We start from the raw sequence: 17,602 nt of genomic DNA on the forward strand, positions 1-17,602 counted from the left end.
TGAATGGGGCGTTTGTAGGGTGCAGCAATCAAACTGCATGACGGTGTTTCCAAAACACTTTCACCGCTCTCATATCCACTTTTTTTCTTGCTTGTGCCAGATCATAGTTTTCCTGCGCATGTAACCAAAATTGCGGCGTTGTATTGAAAGCTTTGCCCAGCTTTAAAGCCATTTCCGGTGTAATGCTCTGCTTACCATTGATAATGGCAGACAAAGTTTTCCTTGTCGTGTCGAGACCTTTGGCTACCTCTTCAATTGTGAAGTTTTTACCTGTTTCTTCGCGAAGACCTTCAATCGTTTCGCGTATCAATTCGCCCGGATGGGCGGGGTCAAACATTGGCATAAATCTAACAAGTAGTTGTTTCTATATCTTTTACTAAATTAGTATATTTTTACATATATTCATAGCTGAGTTCATGCTATGAAAAACGATCTTGTTTACCAGCTTGCCCTGACACAGGTGCCGCAGATCGGCCCGGTACATGCCAAAATACTGACGGCATATTTTGAAACTGCCGCTGCTATTTTTAAAGCCAGTATTTCCCAACTGGAAAAGATAGAAGGCATAGGCGCCGTACGGGCAGCCGCCATTCGTAAGTTTACCGATTTTGACAGCGTTGAAAAGGAGATTGATTTTATGGAGAAGTATAAGATCCGTCCCCTCTTCCTCACGGATGCAGACTATCCCCAACGCCTGCTGCATTGTTATGATGCTCCTGCCCTGCTCTTTTACCGCGGCGAGGCCAATCTCAATGCTTCCCGTATTGTAGCCATTGTTGGCACGCGCAGCCATACCGAATATGGCAAATCTATTACAGAAAAACTGGTGAAGGAACTGCAGGATACAGACGTGCTGGTAATAAGCGGTCTTGCCTTTGGTATTGATGCACTGGCGCATAAAGCAGCACTTAAGCACCACCTGCCTACCATAGGCGTACTGGCTCATGGACTGGATATAGTGTATCCTTCCCAGCATACCCAACTGGCCAAAGAGATGATCAAACAGGGCGGCGGATTACTCACTGAATTCAGAAGTGATACGAAGCCGGATAAACACAATTTCCCGGCACGCAACCGTATTGTGGCCGGAATGAGTGATGCTACTGTTGTGATTGAAACAGACATTAAAGGAGGCAGCATGATCACAGCCGAACTGGCCAACAGTTATAACAAAGATGTGTTTGCTTTTCCCGGTAAGGTCACCGATTCCAAAAGCGCCGGCTGCAATTACCTCGTCAGGACTAATAAAGCGATGTTGCTGACGGATACACAGGAGCTGATTGATATGATGGGATGGGCCGATGCCCGACAGCGAGCCAGGAAACAACAGCAGTTGTTTGTTGAATTAAGTCCGCAGGAAGAAACACTGGCACATATTTTACGCCAAAAAGAAGCTGTGCATATTGATGAGCTCAATATGCACAGCGGACTTAGCAGCAGCATGGTAGCAGCCGCTATTTTAAATATGGAATTACAGGGCGTGATACAAAGTCTGCCGGGGAAGCTATATAAGCTATTGTGATAATTCAAGTGATTGGGCCTTCTACCTGTTAACATTTTACTAACTTCCCCACCAAAACCAGCCCAAACGCAATACCAGCAAGGGATTCAGGCTTGTCTGAAAAAAATATTTTGGAACGTATTCACCTGTTACCCTACCTTTGCACATGGCAATAAGAAATACCGCTCCCCGGACAAAATCTCCCGTTTCAAGTAAGTTTTTTGGTGATGGTTTAACGTTTGATGACGTTTTACTGGTTCCTGCTTATTCGCAAGTCTTACCCCGCGAAGTAGACATCCGTACAAAACTTACCAAAGACATTACACTGAATCTTCCCATGCTTTCTTCTGCTATGGATACTGTAACAGAAGCCAACCTGGCTATTGCCCTGGCCCGTGAAGGCGGACTGGGTATCCTGCACAAGAATATGAGTATTGAAAAGCAGGCCGAGCAGGTGCGCAAGGTAAAACGCAGTGAAAGCGGACTGATCCTGGACCCCATTACTTTACATGAGGACGCCACGATCGGTGACGCCCTCCGCCTGATGAAAGAGAATAAGATCGGTGGTATTCCCATTGTAAACAATAGCCAAAAGCTGGTAGGTATCCTCACCAACCGCGACCTGCGCTTTGAAACAGCCCATGCCCGCAAGGTGAGTGAAGTGATGACGAAAGAGCTGATCACAGCCCCTGAAGGCACAGATATGAAGAAGGCAGGACACATATTGCGCCAGTATAAGATCGAGAAGTTACCAGTGATCAGGAAAGACGGCACCCTGATTGGCCTGATCACCTACCGCGATATCCTCCAGTTGCAAAGTTTTCCCAATGCGGTAAAAGACGCTTATGGCCGCCTGCTCACCGGCGCCGCCCTGGGCATTACCCGCGACCTGCTTGACAGGGCCTCTGCATTACAACAGATAGGTGTGGATATTGTATGTCTCGATAGTGCACATGGTCATAGCAAAGGAGTAATGGAAGCGCTGAAAGCGGTGAAAAAGAATTTCAAAAAGTTACAAGTAATAGCCGGAAATATAGGCACCGCCGCAGGCGCCAAAGCATTGGCCGAAGCAGGTGCAGATGCTGTAAAAGTAGGTATCGGGCCTGGCTCGATCTGTACTACCCGCATCGTAGCCGGCGCCGGCGTTCCCCAGATCACTGCGATCATGGAAGCGGCGTCTGTACTGCATAAGAAAGGCATCCCCCTCATTGCAGATGGAGGTATCCGTTATACCGGCGATATGGTGAAGGCCTTAGCTGCCGGCGCCAACCTGGTGATGATGGGCAGCGTATTTGCCGGTACAGAAGAAAGCCCCGGCGAAACAATCATTTATGAAGGCAGGAAGTTTAAGCAATACCGTGGTATGGGCTCCATTGGTGCGATGAGCCAGGGCAGCGGCGACCGCTACTTCCAGGATGTGGAAGATGATGTGAAGAAGTTTGTTCCGGAAGGTATTGAAGGCCGGGTGGCTTTTAAAGGACATTTAAGTGAGATCGTTTACCAATATGTAGGTGGCCTCCGCTCCGGTATGGGGTATTGCGGCGCCAAAGACATCAAAGCATTACAGCAGGCCCAGTTTGTACGCATTACCAATGCAGGTATGAAAGAGAGCCATGCACACGATATTGAAATTACGCGGGAAGCACCGAATTATAGCAGATAAAAAAGCAGCGAGCTATGAGTTGCGGGCTGCGAGCCCGGTTCGCGGCAGCACTCGTAGCTCGTTGCTCACAGCTCATAGCTTCTCTTTTTAGTAACTTGTACCTTGCCACTTGTTTTCCTATCTTTCGGAGAAATTACGGCCCATGCAACGAGCCCGGATAGTACTGTTACTCCTTCTCCCTTTTTTGATCCCGCGCAACGCATTTTCCCAGTCAGATTCCTGTAACCTGCGCATCAGCCTGCTCACCTGCAGTCCAGGCGAAGAATTGTATTCCACTTTTGGTCATACCGCCCTGCGGGTTACGGATGCAGCTACCGGCATGGATATCGTATTTAATTATGGTACGTTTGATATGGCTGATCCCATACAGTTTTATAAAGACTTTACACAAGGCTTAATGCTGTATTCGCTGTCTGCTTATCCATTCAGTGATTTTGTGTATGAATACCAAAGCGAGCAGCGGGGAGTTATTGAACAGGTATTACAGTTATCCTGTGCTGAAAAAAACAGGATATTCAATGCCCTTCGGGAGAATGCGCAGGAACAGAACCGGCACTATTACTATTATTTTCACCAGGACAACTGCACCACCCGCGCGCGGGATATGGTGATGAAGCATACCGACAGCCCTGTTGTATTCAAAAACATTTTACCGGCCGAAGTGCCCAGCTTCCGCGACCTGATCCATAGTTACCTGGATAAGGGCCATCAACCCTGGAGTAAATTTGGCATTGATATTTTGCTGGGCGGCAACCTGGATAAGAAAGTAAGTAACCTGGAAGCGATGTTCCTGCCCGATTACCTGATGAAAGGATTCGACAGTGCAAGCACAGGTCATAAATCCCTGGTTGGAACCACACAAACGATCCTTACTGTTCCTGCCCAGCCTGCAGCAACCAGCGCCTGGTTTACCCCTTTTGTACTGTTTATGGGCCTGTTTATCTTTATTACGATCTTATCATTTCAGAAGGCCAATTGGTCGGTAACCTTTTTACGGGTATTTGATATTTCCTTTTTTTTGCTGCTGGGTTTATTGGGTGTGTTGCTGATTACCCTTTGGCTGATCAGGATAGATACGGTGTGCCGTAATAATTTAAACCTGTTGTGGGCATTGCCTACACATCTGCCTGTCGTATTTGTAATGGCCCGGCAAAAGAAATGGGTTAAAACTTATTTCAGGGTAGTTTGTATATTGACTGTACTATCAGGCGCCTGCTGGTTCGTGTTGCCCCAGGCATTAAATCCAGCCATCGCCCCTATCCTTGGTCTGATCTTTGTCCGGGCTTATGCGCATAGTAAAAAGAAGTAATACCTTTCGTTTTCGACGCAGGCAAAGGTGCCACTTCTGCACATCAACAAACCAGGTATACCTATGGCAGCAACAGAGAAGTTTATAGATATTGACGGCCGTCCGCTTTTTTACCGTGTTATGGGAACCGGTAAACCCGTGGTGCTGCTGCATGGCTTTGCTGAAGATGGTACGATATGGCAGCACCAGGTAGCCGCCCTGCGGGCATCATACCGGCTTATTGTACCCGATCTGCCGGGTAGTGGCCGCTCGGGAATGAGTGAAGATATGAGCATGGAAGGGCTGGCAGCTTCGGTAAAACAGGTAATAGAAGAGGAGCTGCCGGGTAATGAGCGGGTTGTTATGATCGGCCATAGTATGGGTGGGTATATAACCCTGGCCTTTGCAGAAAAGTACCCTGAAAGGCTGAAGGCCATCGGCCTGTTCCATTCCACCGCGCGGGCCGATAATGAGGAAAGAAAAGCCCTGCGGCAGAAAGGCATTGAATTCATGCTGCAGCATGGGGCAGAGCTGTTTATGCAGCAAACTACCCCCAACCAGTTTTCCCCTTCCTTTAAGCAGGCACACCCGGAGGTGGTAAGGGAAATTCTTGAGCGGTATTCCAACTTTTCCAATGAATCGCTCGTACAATACTACAGGGCTATGATGGTGCGTCCGGACCGGACCGACATATTAAAAAAATCTATCTGGCCAGTGCTGTTGATTGCAGGTGAACACGATATGGGTATACCACCGGAACAACTGATGCAACAGAGTTACCTGCCTTCGCTGTCATATATCCACCTGCTGAAACATTCCGCACACATGGGAATGCTGGAGGAACAGGAGCTGAGCAACAAGTTCCTGGCGGATTTCCTGGCAGAAGTATGCATTGTTTAACTAAACCACTATGAGAAGCAGGTGATTACATGAAGAAAGCCTTTTTCATATCTATTTTTTTATCCTGCCTTATCCAGCGATCGTTTGCGGCACACGTAAGGGGTGGTGAGATGTATTATCGCTATGACAGCGCCAATTCCACCGCTACCATGTCCCGGTACATTGTTACTTTAAAGCTTTATATAGATTGTAATGCCGGGCAGGGTCAATTGGAGAATGTAGCTCCTTTTACCGTATTCGACAAGTCGAATAACGCGCAGATCATGAACATCACGGTCGATCTTACCCGTGAAGAATGGATACGTTATGACCCTAATTCCAATCCCTGTATTACCAATCCGCCTACTGACGTATGCTACCGCCTCCGTTACTTTGTAAAAACGATTGACCTGCCTGTTAATGCCGCCGGTTATGTGATCGCTTATCAACGGTGCTGCCGGATAGCAGATATCCGGAATATGCCGGACCCGACGAATAATTACGGCGCTACTTATATGTGTGAAGTCCCGGGCACCATAAGCGGTGTAACCCGTCCTTCCTATAAGAACTCAAGCCCTACTTTTAATCCTAATGACGCAGTAGCCATTTGCTATGGATCGCCTTTTACGTTTGATTTTTCAGCTACTGATGATGATAAAGATTCTGTCGTTTACCAATTGTGCAATGCCTATAACGGTGGTGGCCCCAATATGCAGTCAGAAAATTGCGCTACCTGCGCCCGGCCTAACCCGGCTGCTCCCCCGCCTTACAGTTCCATCCCCTACAGGTCGCCGTACAATGGTACATCGCCTTTAGGCTTCAATGTAACGATCAATTCCGCTACCGGGTTATTATCGGGTGTAGCGCCCAGTGTGGAAGGTCAGTATGTGGTAACGGCCTGCGCCTATGAATACCGCGATGGCGTACTGATCAATGTACACCGGAAGGACATCCATATCCGCGTATCGGATTGCATACCCCTGAAAGCATTGCTGAAACCTGATTATTCTTATTGTGACGATTTCCTGGTGACGTTCAAGAATGAGCAGGCAAACCCGGCCAATTCGGTCTATATCTGGCAGTATGGAGATAATACGAAGCCCGATACCACGACTGACCTGGAAGGAAGGGTACAACACCTGTTTGCCGATACAGGCACTTATACGATTAAACTGAAGGTGATACTGGCCGGTCAATGTGTGGACTCCACCACTACTCTGGCGAAGGTATATCCAGGTTTCTTCCCCAATTTCGATGTAATAGGCACCTGCTTGTTAAAACCCATAACGTTTATTGACCGTACCACTTCCCGCTATGGCTTTGCCAATAAATGGCGCTGGAATTTTGGTGATGAAACGACGCTGGCAGATACTTCTCATGCCAATCCGGCTTCCTGGCAATACAGTACTATAGGGCTTAAACCGGTACAGTTGATCGTAGAGAGCAATAAAGGATGTATAGATACCATTACGAAGGATGCCGATGTGCGTGATAAACCGCCTATTACCCTGGCCTTTAAAGACACGCTTATCTGTAGCAATGCGCTGGTACAGGATACACTGCAATTACATGCTTCGGGCAATGGTGTATTCAGTTGGTCGCCGCTGGTGGAAATACTACGTACCAATACACCCGATCCATTGGTATTTCCCAAAACCACCACTACCTACCATGTACAGTTGGATGAAAATGGGTGCGTAAGTGAAGATAGCGTGCGGGTGCGGGTGGTACCGGTTGTTACGCTTGAATTGGGAAACCCTATTACGATTTGTCTTACGGATACTATACAACTACAACCTGTGACCGACGGGCTGAAGTTTACCTGGACTACCAATCCATCGCCCAGCCCCATTAGTGATACGAAGGTGAAGGAACCGTATGTTTCTCCTACCGATGCGTTTACCACTTATTCGGTATTGGCTGAGATTGGTAAATGTTCATCAATTGATGATGTTACGATTAAAACGGTACCTTATCCTACTGCCAATGCTGGCGCTGATACAACTATCTGTTTTGAAGATACAGCCAGCCTGAACGCTTCTATGGTCGGCGCACGGTTTGAATGGACACCGGCCAGCACGCTCAGCAATCCTAATATCCTGAATCCACTGGCCTTCCCGCGCAGGACTACCGAGTATGTATTCAGTGTATGGGACGATCTCGGCTGTCCCAAGCCGAAACGTGATACCATAGAAGTTACGGTAAGGCCACGGCTGTTTGCTTTTGCCGGCAATGATACGGCGGTAGTTCTTGGACAGCCCCTGCAACTGAATGGCTCAGGCGCTGATTTTTATGAATGGCTGCCCGCCACTTATCTTAACCGGAATAATATTAAGAACCCGATTGCCCATTTGAGCAATAGCTTTTCCTATGAGCTGCGGGTGTATACACAAGAGGGGTGCTTTGACCTGGATACGATCAATATTAAGGTCTTCCGCACCAATCCGGAGATCTTTGTTCCCAATGCCTTCAGGCCCGATGGGCACCAGAATAATGTACTGCGCCCCATACCGGTGGGCATTACCCAGATGGAGTATTTCAGGGTCTTCAACCGCTGGGGACAGTTGGTATTCCAAACCACCCAACATGGCAAGGGATGGGATGGCAAGCTGGGTGGCAAGCCCCAGGATTCCGGTATGTATGTATGGGAAGTGCGGGGTAAGGATTATACCGGCAAAACAGTGGTGAAGAAAGGTACGGCGGTACTTTTAAGGTAGTCCGGGCTTATCTTGCAGCCCTAAAGAAACATGTATGTCTACTATAGCACTGATCACCGGCGCTACGTCGGGTTTCGGCAAGGCACTGGCCATTAAATTTGCCGCCAATCATTATAACCTCATTATCACCGGCCGCCGGGCCGACCGTTTACAGGAATTAAAAAACACATTAACAAGCACTTACGGTATTGAAGTAACAACACTCTGCTTTGATGTGCGCAGCCGCAAAGCCACTTTTGAGGCCATTGAACAGTTGCCGGCTTCCTGGAAAGCCATCGATGTATTGATCAATAATGCCGGGCTGGCATTGGGGAGGGATTATTTTGATGATGCCTCCCTGGATGACTGGGATACCATGATAGATACGAATGTAAAAGGATTGCTGTATGTAACCAAGGCTGTGATTCCCAGCATGATAGAACGCAGAAAAGGACATATTATCAATATTGGCTCTACGGCGGGTAAAGAGGTTTATGAAAAAGGGAACACTTATTGCGCTACAAAACATGCGGTGGATGCTGTTTCTCAGGCTATGCGTATTGATCTGCTGCGCCACCGGATCAAGGTGACGGCCATACATCCGGGTGCTGCAGATACGGAATTTTCCACAGTACGCTTCAAAGGCGATGAGGAACAGGCGCGGAAAGTATATGAAGGGTATGAGCCGCTGGCTGCCGGGGATGTAGCCGAGGTGGTGTATTATACCGCTACCCTGCCGCCACATGTTTGTATCAATGACCTGGAGATGACCTGTACAGCGCAGGCTAGTTCTTTTTATCTATATAAGGAACAGTAATTGAAGGGATTAAGGAGAAACCTATAGCTGCACGGGAAATAATACAGGGAGCATTGTGATTTCTGGATGATTTGATTATTTTTGAATGGTATCATAATCCACATCCCTAAAAAAACCGTCCGTTATGGTTAAGTTCCTGTGCAAGACCACATTGCCCGTCTTACTCCTTTTTTTCACCAATTCTTTATTGGCGCAAGATGTTATTAAGCAGCAAAGCTGTGATGGTAATCCTTATCAGCAAACGGTAGACAGCCTGAAGCAGGTGTATTCCGCCCAGGGGTTTACCTTATTGCGGGAAGCCTCTATGATCATGGAGAGTGAGTATGAGATGCCTATTGTGATGCCCATGAATCAAGGTACAGGATACCAGTTTATTTTTATCGGTGATCCCACTTCCAAACTGTATGAAGTACGTATGTACGACTGGAATGAAAAGCAGGTGATCTATAAAAGGAACCTGTGGGGAGATGTTGATGGCAATATCATCAGCTACAACTATGTTCCCCAGTTCACCGAGTACCACATGATCAAACCGGTGCAGGTAAATAAGAAGAAGAAGAAACTATGCGGCTATGTAATGCTGCTGAAGAAAACCGGTCCCGGCGATCAGCAACAGAGTAAAAGCACCAAATAAGTATTATCCATACAAACCGAAGCTTATTGAATATATCTACTCGTTTATTAAAGAAAGGGTGAGCCGCCTTTGGAAGGCGACCCACCCTTTTAAATTTCATCTTATTTCTTATTGTTGAACAAGGTATAGAACAGGCTGATCTGTATAACGCCGTTCTTAAAATCAGGGTCAATATCTCCCGCATCAAAATCACCTACCTTGGAAATCCCGGCTGTATAACGGGCTCCGATACCTAATCCTGAGGAGCTATGCCAGCCAAGTCCGCCGGCAATAGACAGGTCGGTGCTTTTAGCAAAGTCTTCTATCGGCATGTCCTCTATGTCTTCACTTACCTTAAAGCCTATCTGCGGTCCTGCTTCGAGGAAAAAGCCACCCGTAAAACGATATTTCAATAATACCGGCACGTTGATGTAAGATATCTTCCAGTTTTTCTCATCGCCTGCTTCTTTTATTTTAGCACCCTGAGAAGAGAATAATACTTCCGGTTGTAAAGCGAGGTGTTCGCCAAAAAAGAAGCTCACAAAACCACCTCCATGAAAACCTACCAATGCTTTTTTATCAAGGTTCTCAAATTCCCCCCCGGTAAAGTTACTGATGTTAACACCGGCCTTTATTCCCAACTGGAAGGTCTGAGCAAAACCAGTGGCACCAATCAGTAATAAACCAGCAACGATTAATTTTTTCATACATGAGTTTTTTGATGAATAGGTATTTATTTATCATGATTAGTCCTTCTGCAGGACAAAAAATCCCTATGCAAATCTCATGCTTGGGGTACCTGGTTGCTGGTCACTTGGTGCTGGTAATTCAGGTTCAAGTCACTGAGTAAGCTTAAATGCCAGCAATTGGCCGGGAGTAAGCAACCAGTAACTAATAACCAGCAACCAGCATTCTACTGTGCGAGGGATATGCGGATCTGCACCCCTGCACGGGTGTTGGTAATAGGTGGTGAAGTTGATATTTTAGGTGTTACACGTCTTTGTTCAAAATACAGTTTAATGTTAACCCGGTTACTGATCACATAATCAACAGTAGGATTAATGAAGATCACTTTCTGACCGGCTGTTGGCAAAGCCTGATCCTGATCTAACCGGCTGTTGGAAGTGATATCATCACGGATGCTGAAGTCCAGCCGGAAGCTGGCATCATTATCCAGTGGCTTGCCCTTCCATTTAATGAAGGAGAATAAACCACGCTTACGGTAACCGGCCCCTATTTCAAATTCTGTAGAGCGGTTTTCACTAAGCTGGAAATCTATCAGGCTTAAACTTAATTGTCTTGATTTTTTGTATCCAAACCGGGCAGTTAACTGGTTGGTGAACTGCATATCAAAGTCAATAAGCGGCTCAAAGCGCTCACCGATCGTGATGTTAGGAACAAGGAAATAGGGGACATAGTTACCCGAAGTAGAATCAATAAACTTGGGGTAACCGGCTACTCCAACCTCCTCCTGGTACAGCAGTGCTGAGTTAAAGCTGTTCATGCTTAACTGGCTGTTGTACCGGTGTGAAACAGTGAAGCTGGTAAATATTTTTTCCATGCCCTTTATGCGGGTTAACCCTGTATAGGTAATCCCCCAGTTGGGCTTGGGCAAGATACCGGAGAAAGGATTGGAACGGATATTCGGGTTGCTTTGCTTGATCAGCGGTACACTATTGGGATCTTTCCCGGTATAGGCTGCAATGAAGGCCGGTAATAATACATCCTGTGCATAGCGGTTATAACCCGTATAGAAACCATCCGGCTGGAATTTTTCGTTGTCCGGCCGGTTCTGCCAGTTGGGGTTTTTCTCTGCCAGCCGTTTAGAGAGGATAATGCGGTAGCTCTCGAATTTCTTAAATGTTTCAGACACTTCATTGGGCTTCACCGGTGTGAACAGGGTCTGGAATGAGATATAGCTCACACTGAAACTACCGGCCGTATAAGGCGCCAGGCGGGCAAAGTTGGTGCCCAGCCCGGTAGTGTCTTTATACAGTTCCTGGTATGTTTTACCGAATGTTTTATCGAGGTTGAGATCAATGGTCAGGTCACGGATAGGCATGAGTTGGGCATTGATCGTTATCTTCTGCGTGTAATCCTGCCTGTTCTGGAAGTTGAATAAAGAATCGGCGGTAAGCCATCCTTTCTTCGCCATGGTATTGATGAAGTTTGTATCGGGCTGCTTACCGAAGATAAAGCCCAGGCCCGGCGCCATGGATTTGAAGTTCATACCCAATGCGCGGGTACTGTCGGTATATCCATAAATAGTAGCGCTGGCATTCTCCGAATACTGAACGTTCATACGCTTCAGCATAGTGAGGAAGCGGCCGGCAAACTTTACGCCGCTGCTTAATTGCAGGGGTTGACTGCGGTCTCTTTTCACGCGCTTCTTTTTGCCCGTGGTATCTTGTTTATTGGCATTGGGCACAGGCGGCTGTTGCGGCGCAGCCGGAGCCCCTTCCTCATCAAATGCCCGCAACAACCTCGACTTACTGTATAAACGTGTAAAGTCGAACTCTGCATTCAGGCCCTTTTGCTGGGTATTGGAAATGGTATTACCCAGGTTACGGGCAATGAGGGAGGCGCCTATCCAATCAAACGAAGCCACATAATTGGCCCTGATGGTCGTCCAGTCCAGCAAGGGGATTTTGCTGGTGGGTAATGTATAAGAGAAGTTTGCCGTTTGCGTATAAGAAATGGTACGGCCACCCTTCCACAGGTTATCCCACATACGCTTGCGTTCCGCCTTGTCCAGGCGGCCACTGTCTTCATCAATCCATGCCTTATTGGTAGCCTGGAAATCCACGTTGAATGACCTGGTAAGGTCCCAACGAAGATTATAAATACGGTCGAAGGTGAAATACTTATCATAGGTCTCGGGCAGGGAACCCTTTGGCTCACCCACATTGCGCGGACGGTAAGCGCCGAACTGGCGGTTGACATCGGCCCTGAAGCCCAGCAATGACGGCAACGGGTTAAGGTTAAAATCCTTGATAAATGCGAGCCAGGGAGACTTTGACTTGATAAGCCTTTTAGCTGGCTCCCAGTATTTGGGAGAAGAGGAATAGTTATACCCCAGGCCGGCCCGGTGACGGGTAAGCTCATTTTTTTCTATCAGGGGATTGTGTTGTTCTTCCTTATAGTAAGAGTAACTGACATCAATGTTCTCAATACTCCAGATATGCTGCTTTTTACCACTGATGTTGTTCTTCTTCACATTGGTGAAGTTGACCGACTTGATGGTCTTCACATCTACTGCATCCTCACGGATAGAGTCTTTCTGGTTGCCGGGAGCGGCTTTTATTTTATCCTTTAATTTAATATCGAGGTCATAAGGATCATATTCCGGCGTGCTCACGCTTTTGGAATAGCTGGCATAGAAAGGAATGGAGATGCCGGCTTTCTGGGGCAACAGTTTGCCCAGCTCCAGTTGGGTAGCTACATCAAACTGTGTAAAATCTTCCCGGGAGCGTTCATTCACCCGTTGTTCTATGGTGCCAAAGCCGGTACTGTGGTAGTTGCCTGAAATGTACAGGGTACCCAGGTCGGCCAGTTTAAAGTCAATACGGCCCAATGCAGCCCAGGCGCCTTTTTCATTCAGCTCACTGAGGCGAAGCTCATTGATCCACACTTCGGTACAGGCCTGCTCACGGTGGCGATTCTCCACACCTGTAAAGAATACACGCACTTCGCCCAGGTTGGGATTACCAAGGATGGCATATTCTTTACCATCGGCATCCGTTTCTCTGAAATAGGTGGCATTGTTACCGCTGTTGTTGCGGGTGACCTTTAGTTTAGTAAGCCTGTCCAATGCCAGGTTCAGTTCATTCTGCGCCGGCCATATCAGGTCTTCCGAACTGGTATTCCATGGCGTGATCTTTAAGGGTATACGGATCTCATAAAAGTTGTTGATAAGATCATTACCCAGCCTGATCACACCATATAGTTCATTATCCTTGATATCATTGCTGAAGTTGACCGACTCCGCATGCATATACATTTGTAAGCGGCCATATTGACGCAGGTCGAGGTTCATGGTTTTGAACACACCACGGGTTTCCTTGATGGGCAGTCCGCATACCTGCAGGCTCAATGATTGTTCATTCAGCAGGAGGTTTACGTTGTTGTTGCTGAGCTGTTGCTGACGAACTACCCCGGGCGGTGTTCTGTACGGTACAGGTTCGCGTGAGTAGTTCTCCTCAATATTAACAGCCAGTTGATTGAAAGAAGTGGGTGAATTGGCAGGGATGGTAACATACTGACCGGTGGTATCCAATTCATAATTGAAACGCCTCCATTGGTTGCGCACCAGTTCCAGTTTGGCAAAACGCAATACCACTGAATCAGTAAAGCCGGTCAGGTACATCCGGATAAAACGGACCGATTTGAAGTCGGGGATATTACCAATCTTGGCCTGGTACTCTGCAATAGGAATGCGGAAGAGGTACCAGGTTTCGGGCATGTTACCACCGGAAGCAGGAACACCAACACTATCAGTAATGAAATTACGGCCCACCTGGAATTCGCTTTTTTTCAATTCTACTTTATACTCAAAATATTCTTCGAGTTCATTGAGGGTATTATCCCGGTTGAATTCTTCCTGGTCGGGATATAAGGTAAAGGCGCTCACAAATTCTGAGCCCGAGCTGGCCACCGGAGAGTTGCCCTGCGGGCTGTTGATCTGTTTATAACGACCCAGGATACCTGCCCTGGAAGCATCATAAACGCCATCGCGGTAGTTGGTGAAATTATCACTGGCCGGGTCCTGAAAAGCCTGGGTGTAAATGGGAGAGGTACTGCCAAAGTTAGCTGCGAGCTGGTTAAGGTAAGCCTGGAATTTTCTGCGCTCTGCTATATCATCCAGCCCATCAAAACCGGCATCCTGCAAAGGCCTGTCTGCAGGATCATTACTGAACGCCTGTGTTACCTGGATGGGATTGGCGGGCACTTTACCCCACCTGGTGGCGGAGTCTTCCAATGCTTTGGTCACTGCACCGCTGATACCGTTTTCAAAGAAGCGCTTGCCATCTTTCAGTACATCTTCAGATATATTACCCAGGTTAAAATACAATTGACCACCACTGCTGGAAGGGTTTTTCAGGTAGGGGTCCTGCAACCAGAACTCAATAAATTCTACGTTGCCGGTTTCAAAATCCACCTGGTCAATACCCCGCATAATACCACCCCACCTCTTTTCGGGGTTGAGCAGCTTACCGTCTGCATCCACATTCACAGCGTCAAAGTTATAAGGACCTCTGTCCTGTGGATAATAGGCCATATCGAAAGTAATCAATTGCGCCTGGCCAAATTCGGGTGTACGGTTGCGAAAGATCTGCGTTACGTTCACCGAACGGATACGCGGATCAGTGAAGTCTTCATACGACTTAACAGGATTGTTGGCCGCTCTTCTGTCCTGCAATACCGGTTCTATATTGTACCAGGCAATTTTAGCACGGTTATACCCATAAGGTAATGAGTCGCGGTACTCGGCTTCCGGAAACAGGCCGGTACCATCGCTGGATGGCGTGGAAGAGATACCCCAGTTGGTCAACGGGAAACGGAGGTCAATAGCATTGCGGGCGCCTTCAAAGTCGTCTATAAAGATAAGCCCGCTGCTTCCTTTACCGATCTGTTTGGGGTGACCGGGTTTCAGGTAAGCGGCCTCGCCATAGGCGGTGATGGTACTCATCTCCGTGGTATTATAGAAAGGCAGTTTATCCAGCCAGCGGGTGAGGCGTGGCGCTTCAGTACGGTAATTGAAATCTACTCCGTACATCGTATTCTTGATTGGGTCTTCGCTATAGCCTGTTTTTGTATAGAAAGGCCGCTCTGCCAGCCGCACCATGGTGGCCCCGATCTGCAGAGATTCCCGGGCGGTATTTTTGGCCATATAGTCGAGCCGTAGCCCCATGAAACTTCGCTGCTGTATACCAAACCCGGCATTGTTCTCAAACTGTACATTTACCGGCAGGCCCGAGTTGAGGATGGCCTGGTTAATGATCTTCACCCTGCCCAGGTTATAATCCACTTCATAATCTATATTCTCCCGCAATACCTGTCCGCCTGCTGTTACGCTGACCGAGCCCTGCGGCACATTGAAGGCGCCCAACTCGATCTCCGAACTGGAATTGCCTTTGGCCGAACCACTGATGATGTACCGGTCGAGGTTGGCGTAGGTTTTGGCAATTTCCTTGATGGTATCGTATAGCGGGTAGTACACATATTTGTCCCGTAAGTTCTGCGGACTGGAAGCAAAAGCCTGGTCGGCCAGGTCTCGGCCAAAAGGCTCCAGGAAGGGGAAGATGATCCTGGCCTGCTGGGAGATCACAGTAAATCCTTCAATATAGTCAAACACCCCGTCGGGTAATGGGTCATTCCGGGCATTGAGCCGGTCAAGGTTCAGGACAGTGATCAGTGGTACACCGGGTTTATCGCCTTCGGGCAGGAAACGTTTTTTACCGAGGCTGGGCTCTTCATATAGTACGTTGAGTTTGAAATCGCCGGGCTGGATGCTGGACAGGTAGCTGCCATCGGGCGCTTTCAGAGAATAGACGTTTTTCATCATCAGTTCCCACAAAGGCAGGTTGGTACGCTGGGAAGTAGCTTTCAGCAATTTAAGGAAGAGCACTTTCTGGGTACCGGATACAGCGGCCGTAGTATCGGGCGGCACATCCTGGGAGAATTCACCCACCTGGTAGATCTTTCCATTGTAGCTGTATTGAAAGGCAACACCCAACACTTCATCGGGCTGCAGGGGCTGGCTTAACGACAAAAACCCTACCTGCGGGTTGAAATAGAAATCAGCAGGACTGAGTTTCCGGGCAAATGTTTTCTCAAAATCCTGCACCGCCCGCAAACCCATAGAGGTCAGTTTACCGGTTACTGCAGAAGGGCCCCGGCTAACGGGATCATTGGCCAGCCGGCTGTACAGTCCATTCACTCTATTGTCCGGCATACCATTGGGCGGGAAAACGGTACCCGGGCCCAATGTCTGGTTAAAAGGATTGGGCTCGCCCAGGTCCATTAGCCCCACAATATCCCTTGTTTCAGTGGTAGAACCGTTGCGGTTGGTAACCCATACTTCGACCCGCAGGATCTGTACCTGAGAATTCACCACCGGCAGGTTGGACATGGCCTTGTTAAAGTTGTCCTTGAAGTAGTGGGCCATGAGGAAGTGCCGGTTCTCTTCATAATCATTGGCTTTGAATTCAAAAGACATACTGGAGGACCCACCCTTCAATCCCATGGACTGCCTTTGGGAGCGCTGGTTGGCCAATACCCCTGTTACAAAGAGTTTCCCGAACTGTAACTGGGTTTTGATACCAAATAACTGCTGGGCGCCGGGTATGAGGGAGCCTTTTGAAGAGAAAGCGATGTTACCTGCTTCAATGCGTTTAATGATCTCATCATCTGTACCGGTATAGTCCAGTTTGAGTTGATTATCAAAGTCAAAATTGGCGAGGGTATTATAGTTGATCGGTAATTTCAGCTTATCGCCAATGTTACCGATAACGCTCAGGTTGGCATTCATGTCAAAGTCAAGGCCCCCGTTACGACGCGCTCTTTCCGGCAATGCGGGGTTCTTGATGTTCTGCCCCTGATAGCCGGCAATGATGTTCACTTCACCCTGTGGTCTGATCTCTACTTTGCCGTTGCCGAAGATGCGGTTGAACAGGTTGTCCGTAACGGACATTTTAGGCTGTAACAGTTTTTTGTTCAGGCTGCTGAGGATATTGGACCGTTGTTTAAAGTAGTCCACCTCCATTTTGCGGGCCTGCAGTGCCATGAATTCATCGAAGGTGAGGTAGGTAGGCTTACGGTAATAGAAACCGCCTACTTTCTCTATGATGTAGTATTGCTTTGTTTTAGGATCGTATACAACTGAGTCTGTTATGTTTACAGGATCTCTCAGGTCAAGGGAAGACCTCCGGGGACTTGAGTAACGGTCGCCACGACGGTCATGAATAGGAAATTTGAGCGTATCGATACCGATACGTGGTGCAGGTGCCTGAGCAGGCGCTTGCTGCGCTGTAGCTGTTAAACAGCATACAATCATCATTGCAGCGCTAAGAAAGGCTGTAAGTGTAATGTGGTTGAATGTGCGGACCAATCTTTTTTCTCCAAGAATTAGTAAGGTAGAATTCC

10 protein-coding genes are annotated in these 17,602 nt (G+C 47.8%); 7 read left to right on the forward strand and 3 right to left on the reverse strand.

All coding sequences use genetic code 11. The features are described from left to right. Window positions 1–28: 28 nt before the first annotated feature. Window positions 29–343, reverse strand: a complete 315-nt coding sequence (locus tag HB364_RS31195) for a HigA family addiction module antitoxin (RefSeq protein ID WP_167292373.1) — start codon at window positions 341–343, stop codon at window positions 29–31. A gap of 78 nt (window positions 344–421) precedes the next feature. On the opposite strand from HB364_RS31195, the gene dprA reads away from it, so the two are divergent. From dprA to HB364_RS31230, 7 genes are all read left to right on the forward strand, one after another. Beyond that, complete coding sequence (gene dprA, locus HB364_RS31200) at window positions 422–1,522, forward strand: DNA-processing protein DprA (protein WP_167292374.1); 1,101 nt, start codon at window positions 422–424, stop codon at window positions 1,520–1,522. Window positions 1,523–1,667: 145 nt separating this feature from the next. Continuing rightward, window positions 1,668–3,164 (forward strand): IMP dehydrogenase, encoded by a 1,497-nt coding sequence (gene guaB / locus HB364_RS31205; RefSeq protein ID WP_167292375.1) that lies wholly within the window; start codon window positions 1,668–1,670, stop codon window positions 3,162–3,164. A 142-nt stretch (window positions 3,165–3,306) separates the two neighbouring features. Then, window positions 3,307–4,473: an Lnb N-terminal periplasmic domain-containing protein gene (locus HB364_RS31210; protein ID WP_167292376.1), complete on the forward strand. Its 1,167-nt coding sequence runs from the start codon at window positions 3,307–3,309 to the stop codon at window positions 4,471–4,473. A gap of 63 nt (window positions 4,474–4,536) precedes the next feature. After that, window positions 4,537–5,352: an alpha/beta fold hydrolase gene (locus HB364_RS31215; protein WP_167292377.1), complete on the forward strand. Its 816-nt coding sequence runs from the start codon at window positions 4,537–4,539 to the stop codon at window positions 5,350–5,352. Window positions 5,353–5,381: 29 nt separating this feature from the next. Continuing rightward, entirely contained in the window at window positions 5,382–8,048 is a 2,667-nt protein-coding gene (locus tag HB364_RS31220) for a PKD domain-containing protein (RefSeq protein ID WP_167292378.1), read from the forward strand. Window positions 8,049–8,082: 34 nt separating this feature from the next. Further along, window positions 8,083–8,844: an SDR family NAD(P)-dependent oxidoreductase gene (locus HB364_RS31225; RefSeq protein ID WP_167292379.1), complete on the forward strand. Its 762-nt coding sequence runs from the start codon at window positions 8,083–8,085 to the stop codon at window positions 8,842–8,844. A gap of 124 nt (window positions 8,845–8,968) precedes the next feature. Then, entirely contained in the window at window positions 8,969–9,478 is a 510-nt protein-coding gene (locus HB364_RS31230; protein WP_167292380.1) for a hypothetical protein, read from the forward strand. Window positions 9,479–9,579: 101 nt separating this feature from the next. On the opposite strand, the gene HB364_RS31235 is transcribed toward HB364_RS31230, so the two are convergent. After that, window positions 9,580–10,164: a porin family protein gene (locus tag HB364_RS31235; RefSeq protein ID WP_167292381.1), complete on the reverse strand. Its 585-nt coding sequence runs from the start codon at window positions 10,162–10,164 to the stop codon at window positions 9,580–9,582. 206 nt (window positions 10,165–10,370) lie between these two features. After that, on the reverse strand, window positions 10,371–17,513 hold the full coding sequence (gene sov, locus HB364_RS31240; RefSeq protein WP_246228673.1) for a T9SS outer membrane translocon Sov/SprA: 7,143 nt from the start codon (window positions 17,511–17,513) through the stop codon (window positions 10,371–10,373). Window positions 17,514–17,602 lie beyond the last annotated feature (89 nt).

Origin of the sequence: Paraflavitalea devenefica (assembly GCF_011759375.1) — a bacterium.
Lineage (GTDB): Bacteria > Bacteroidota > Bacteroidia > Chitinophagales > Chitinophagaceae > Paraflavitalea > Paraflavitalea devenefica.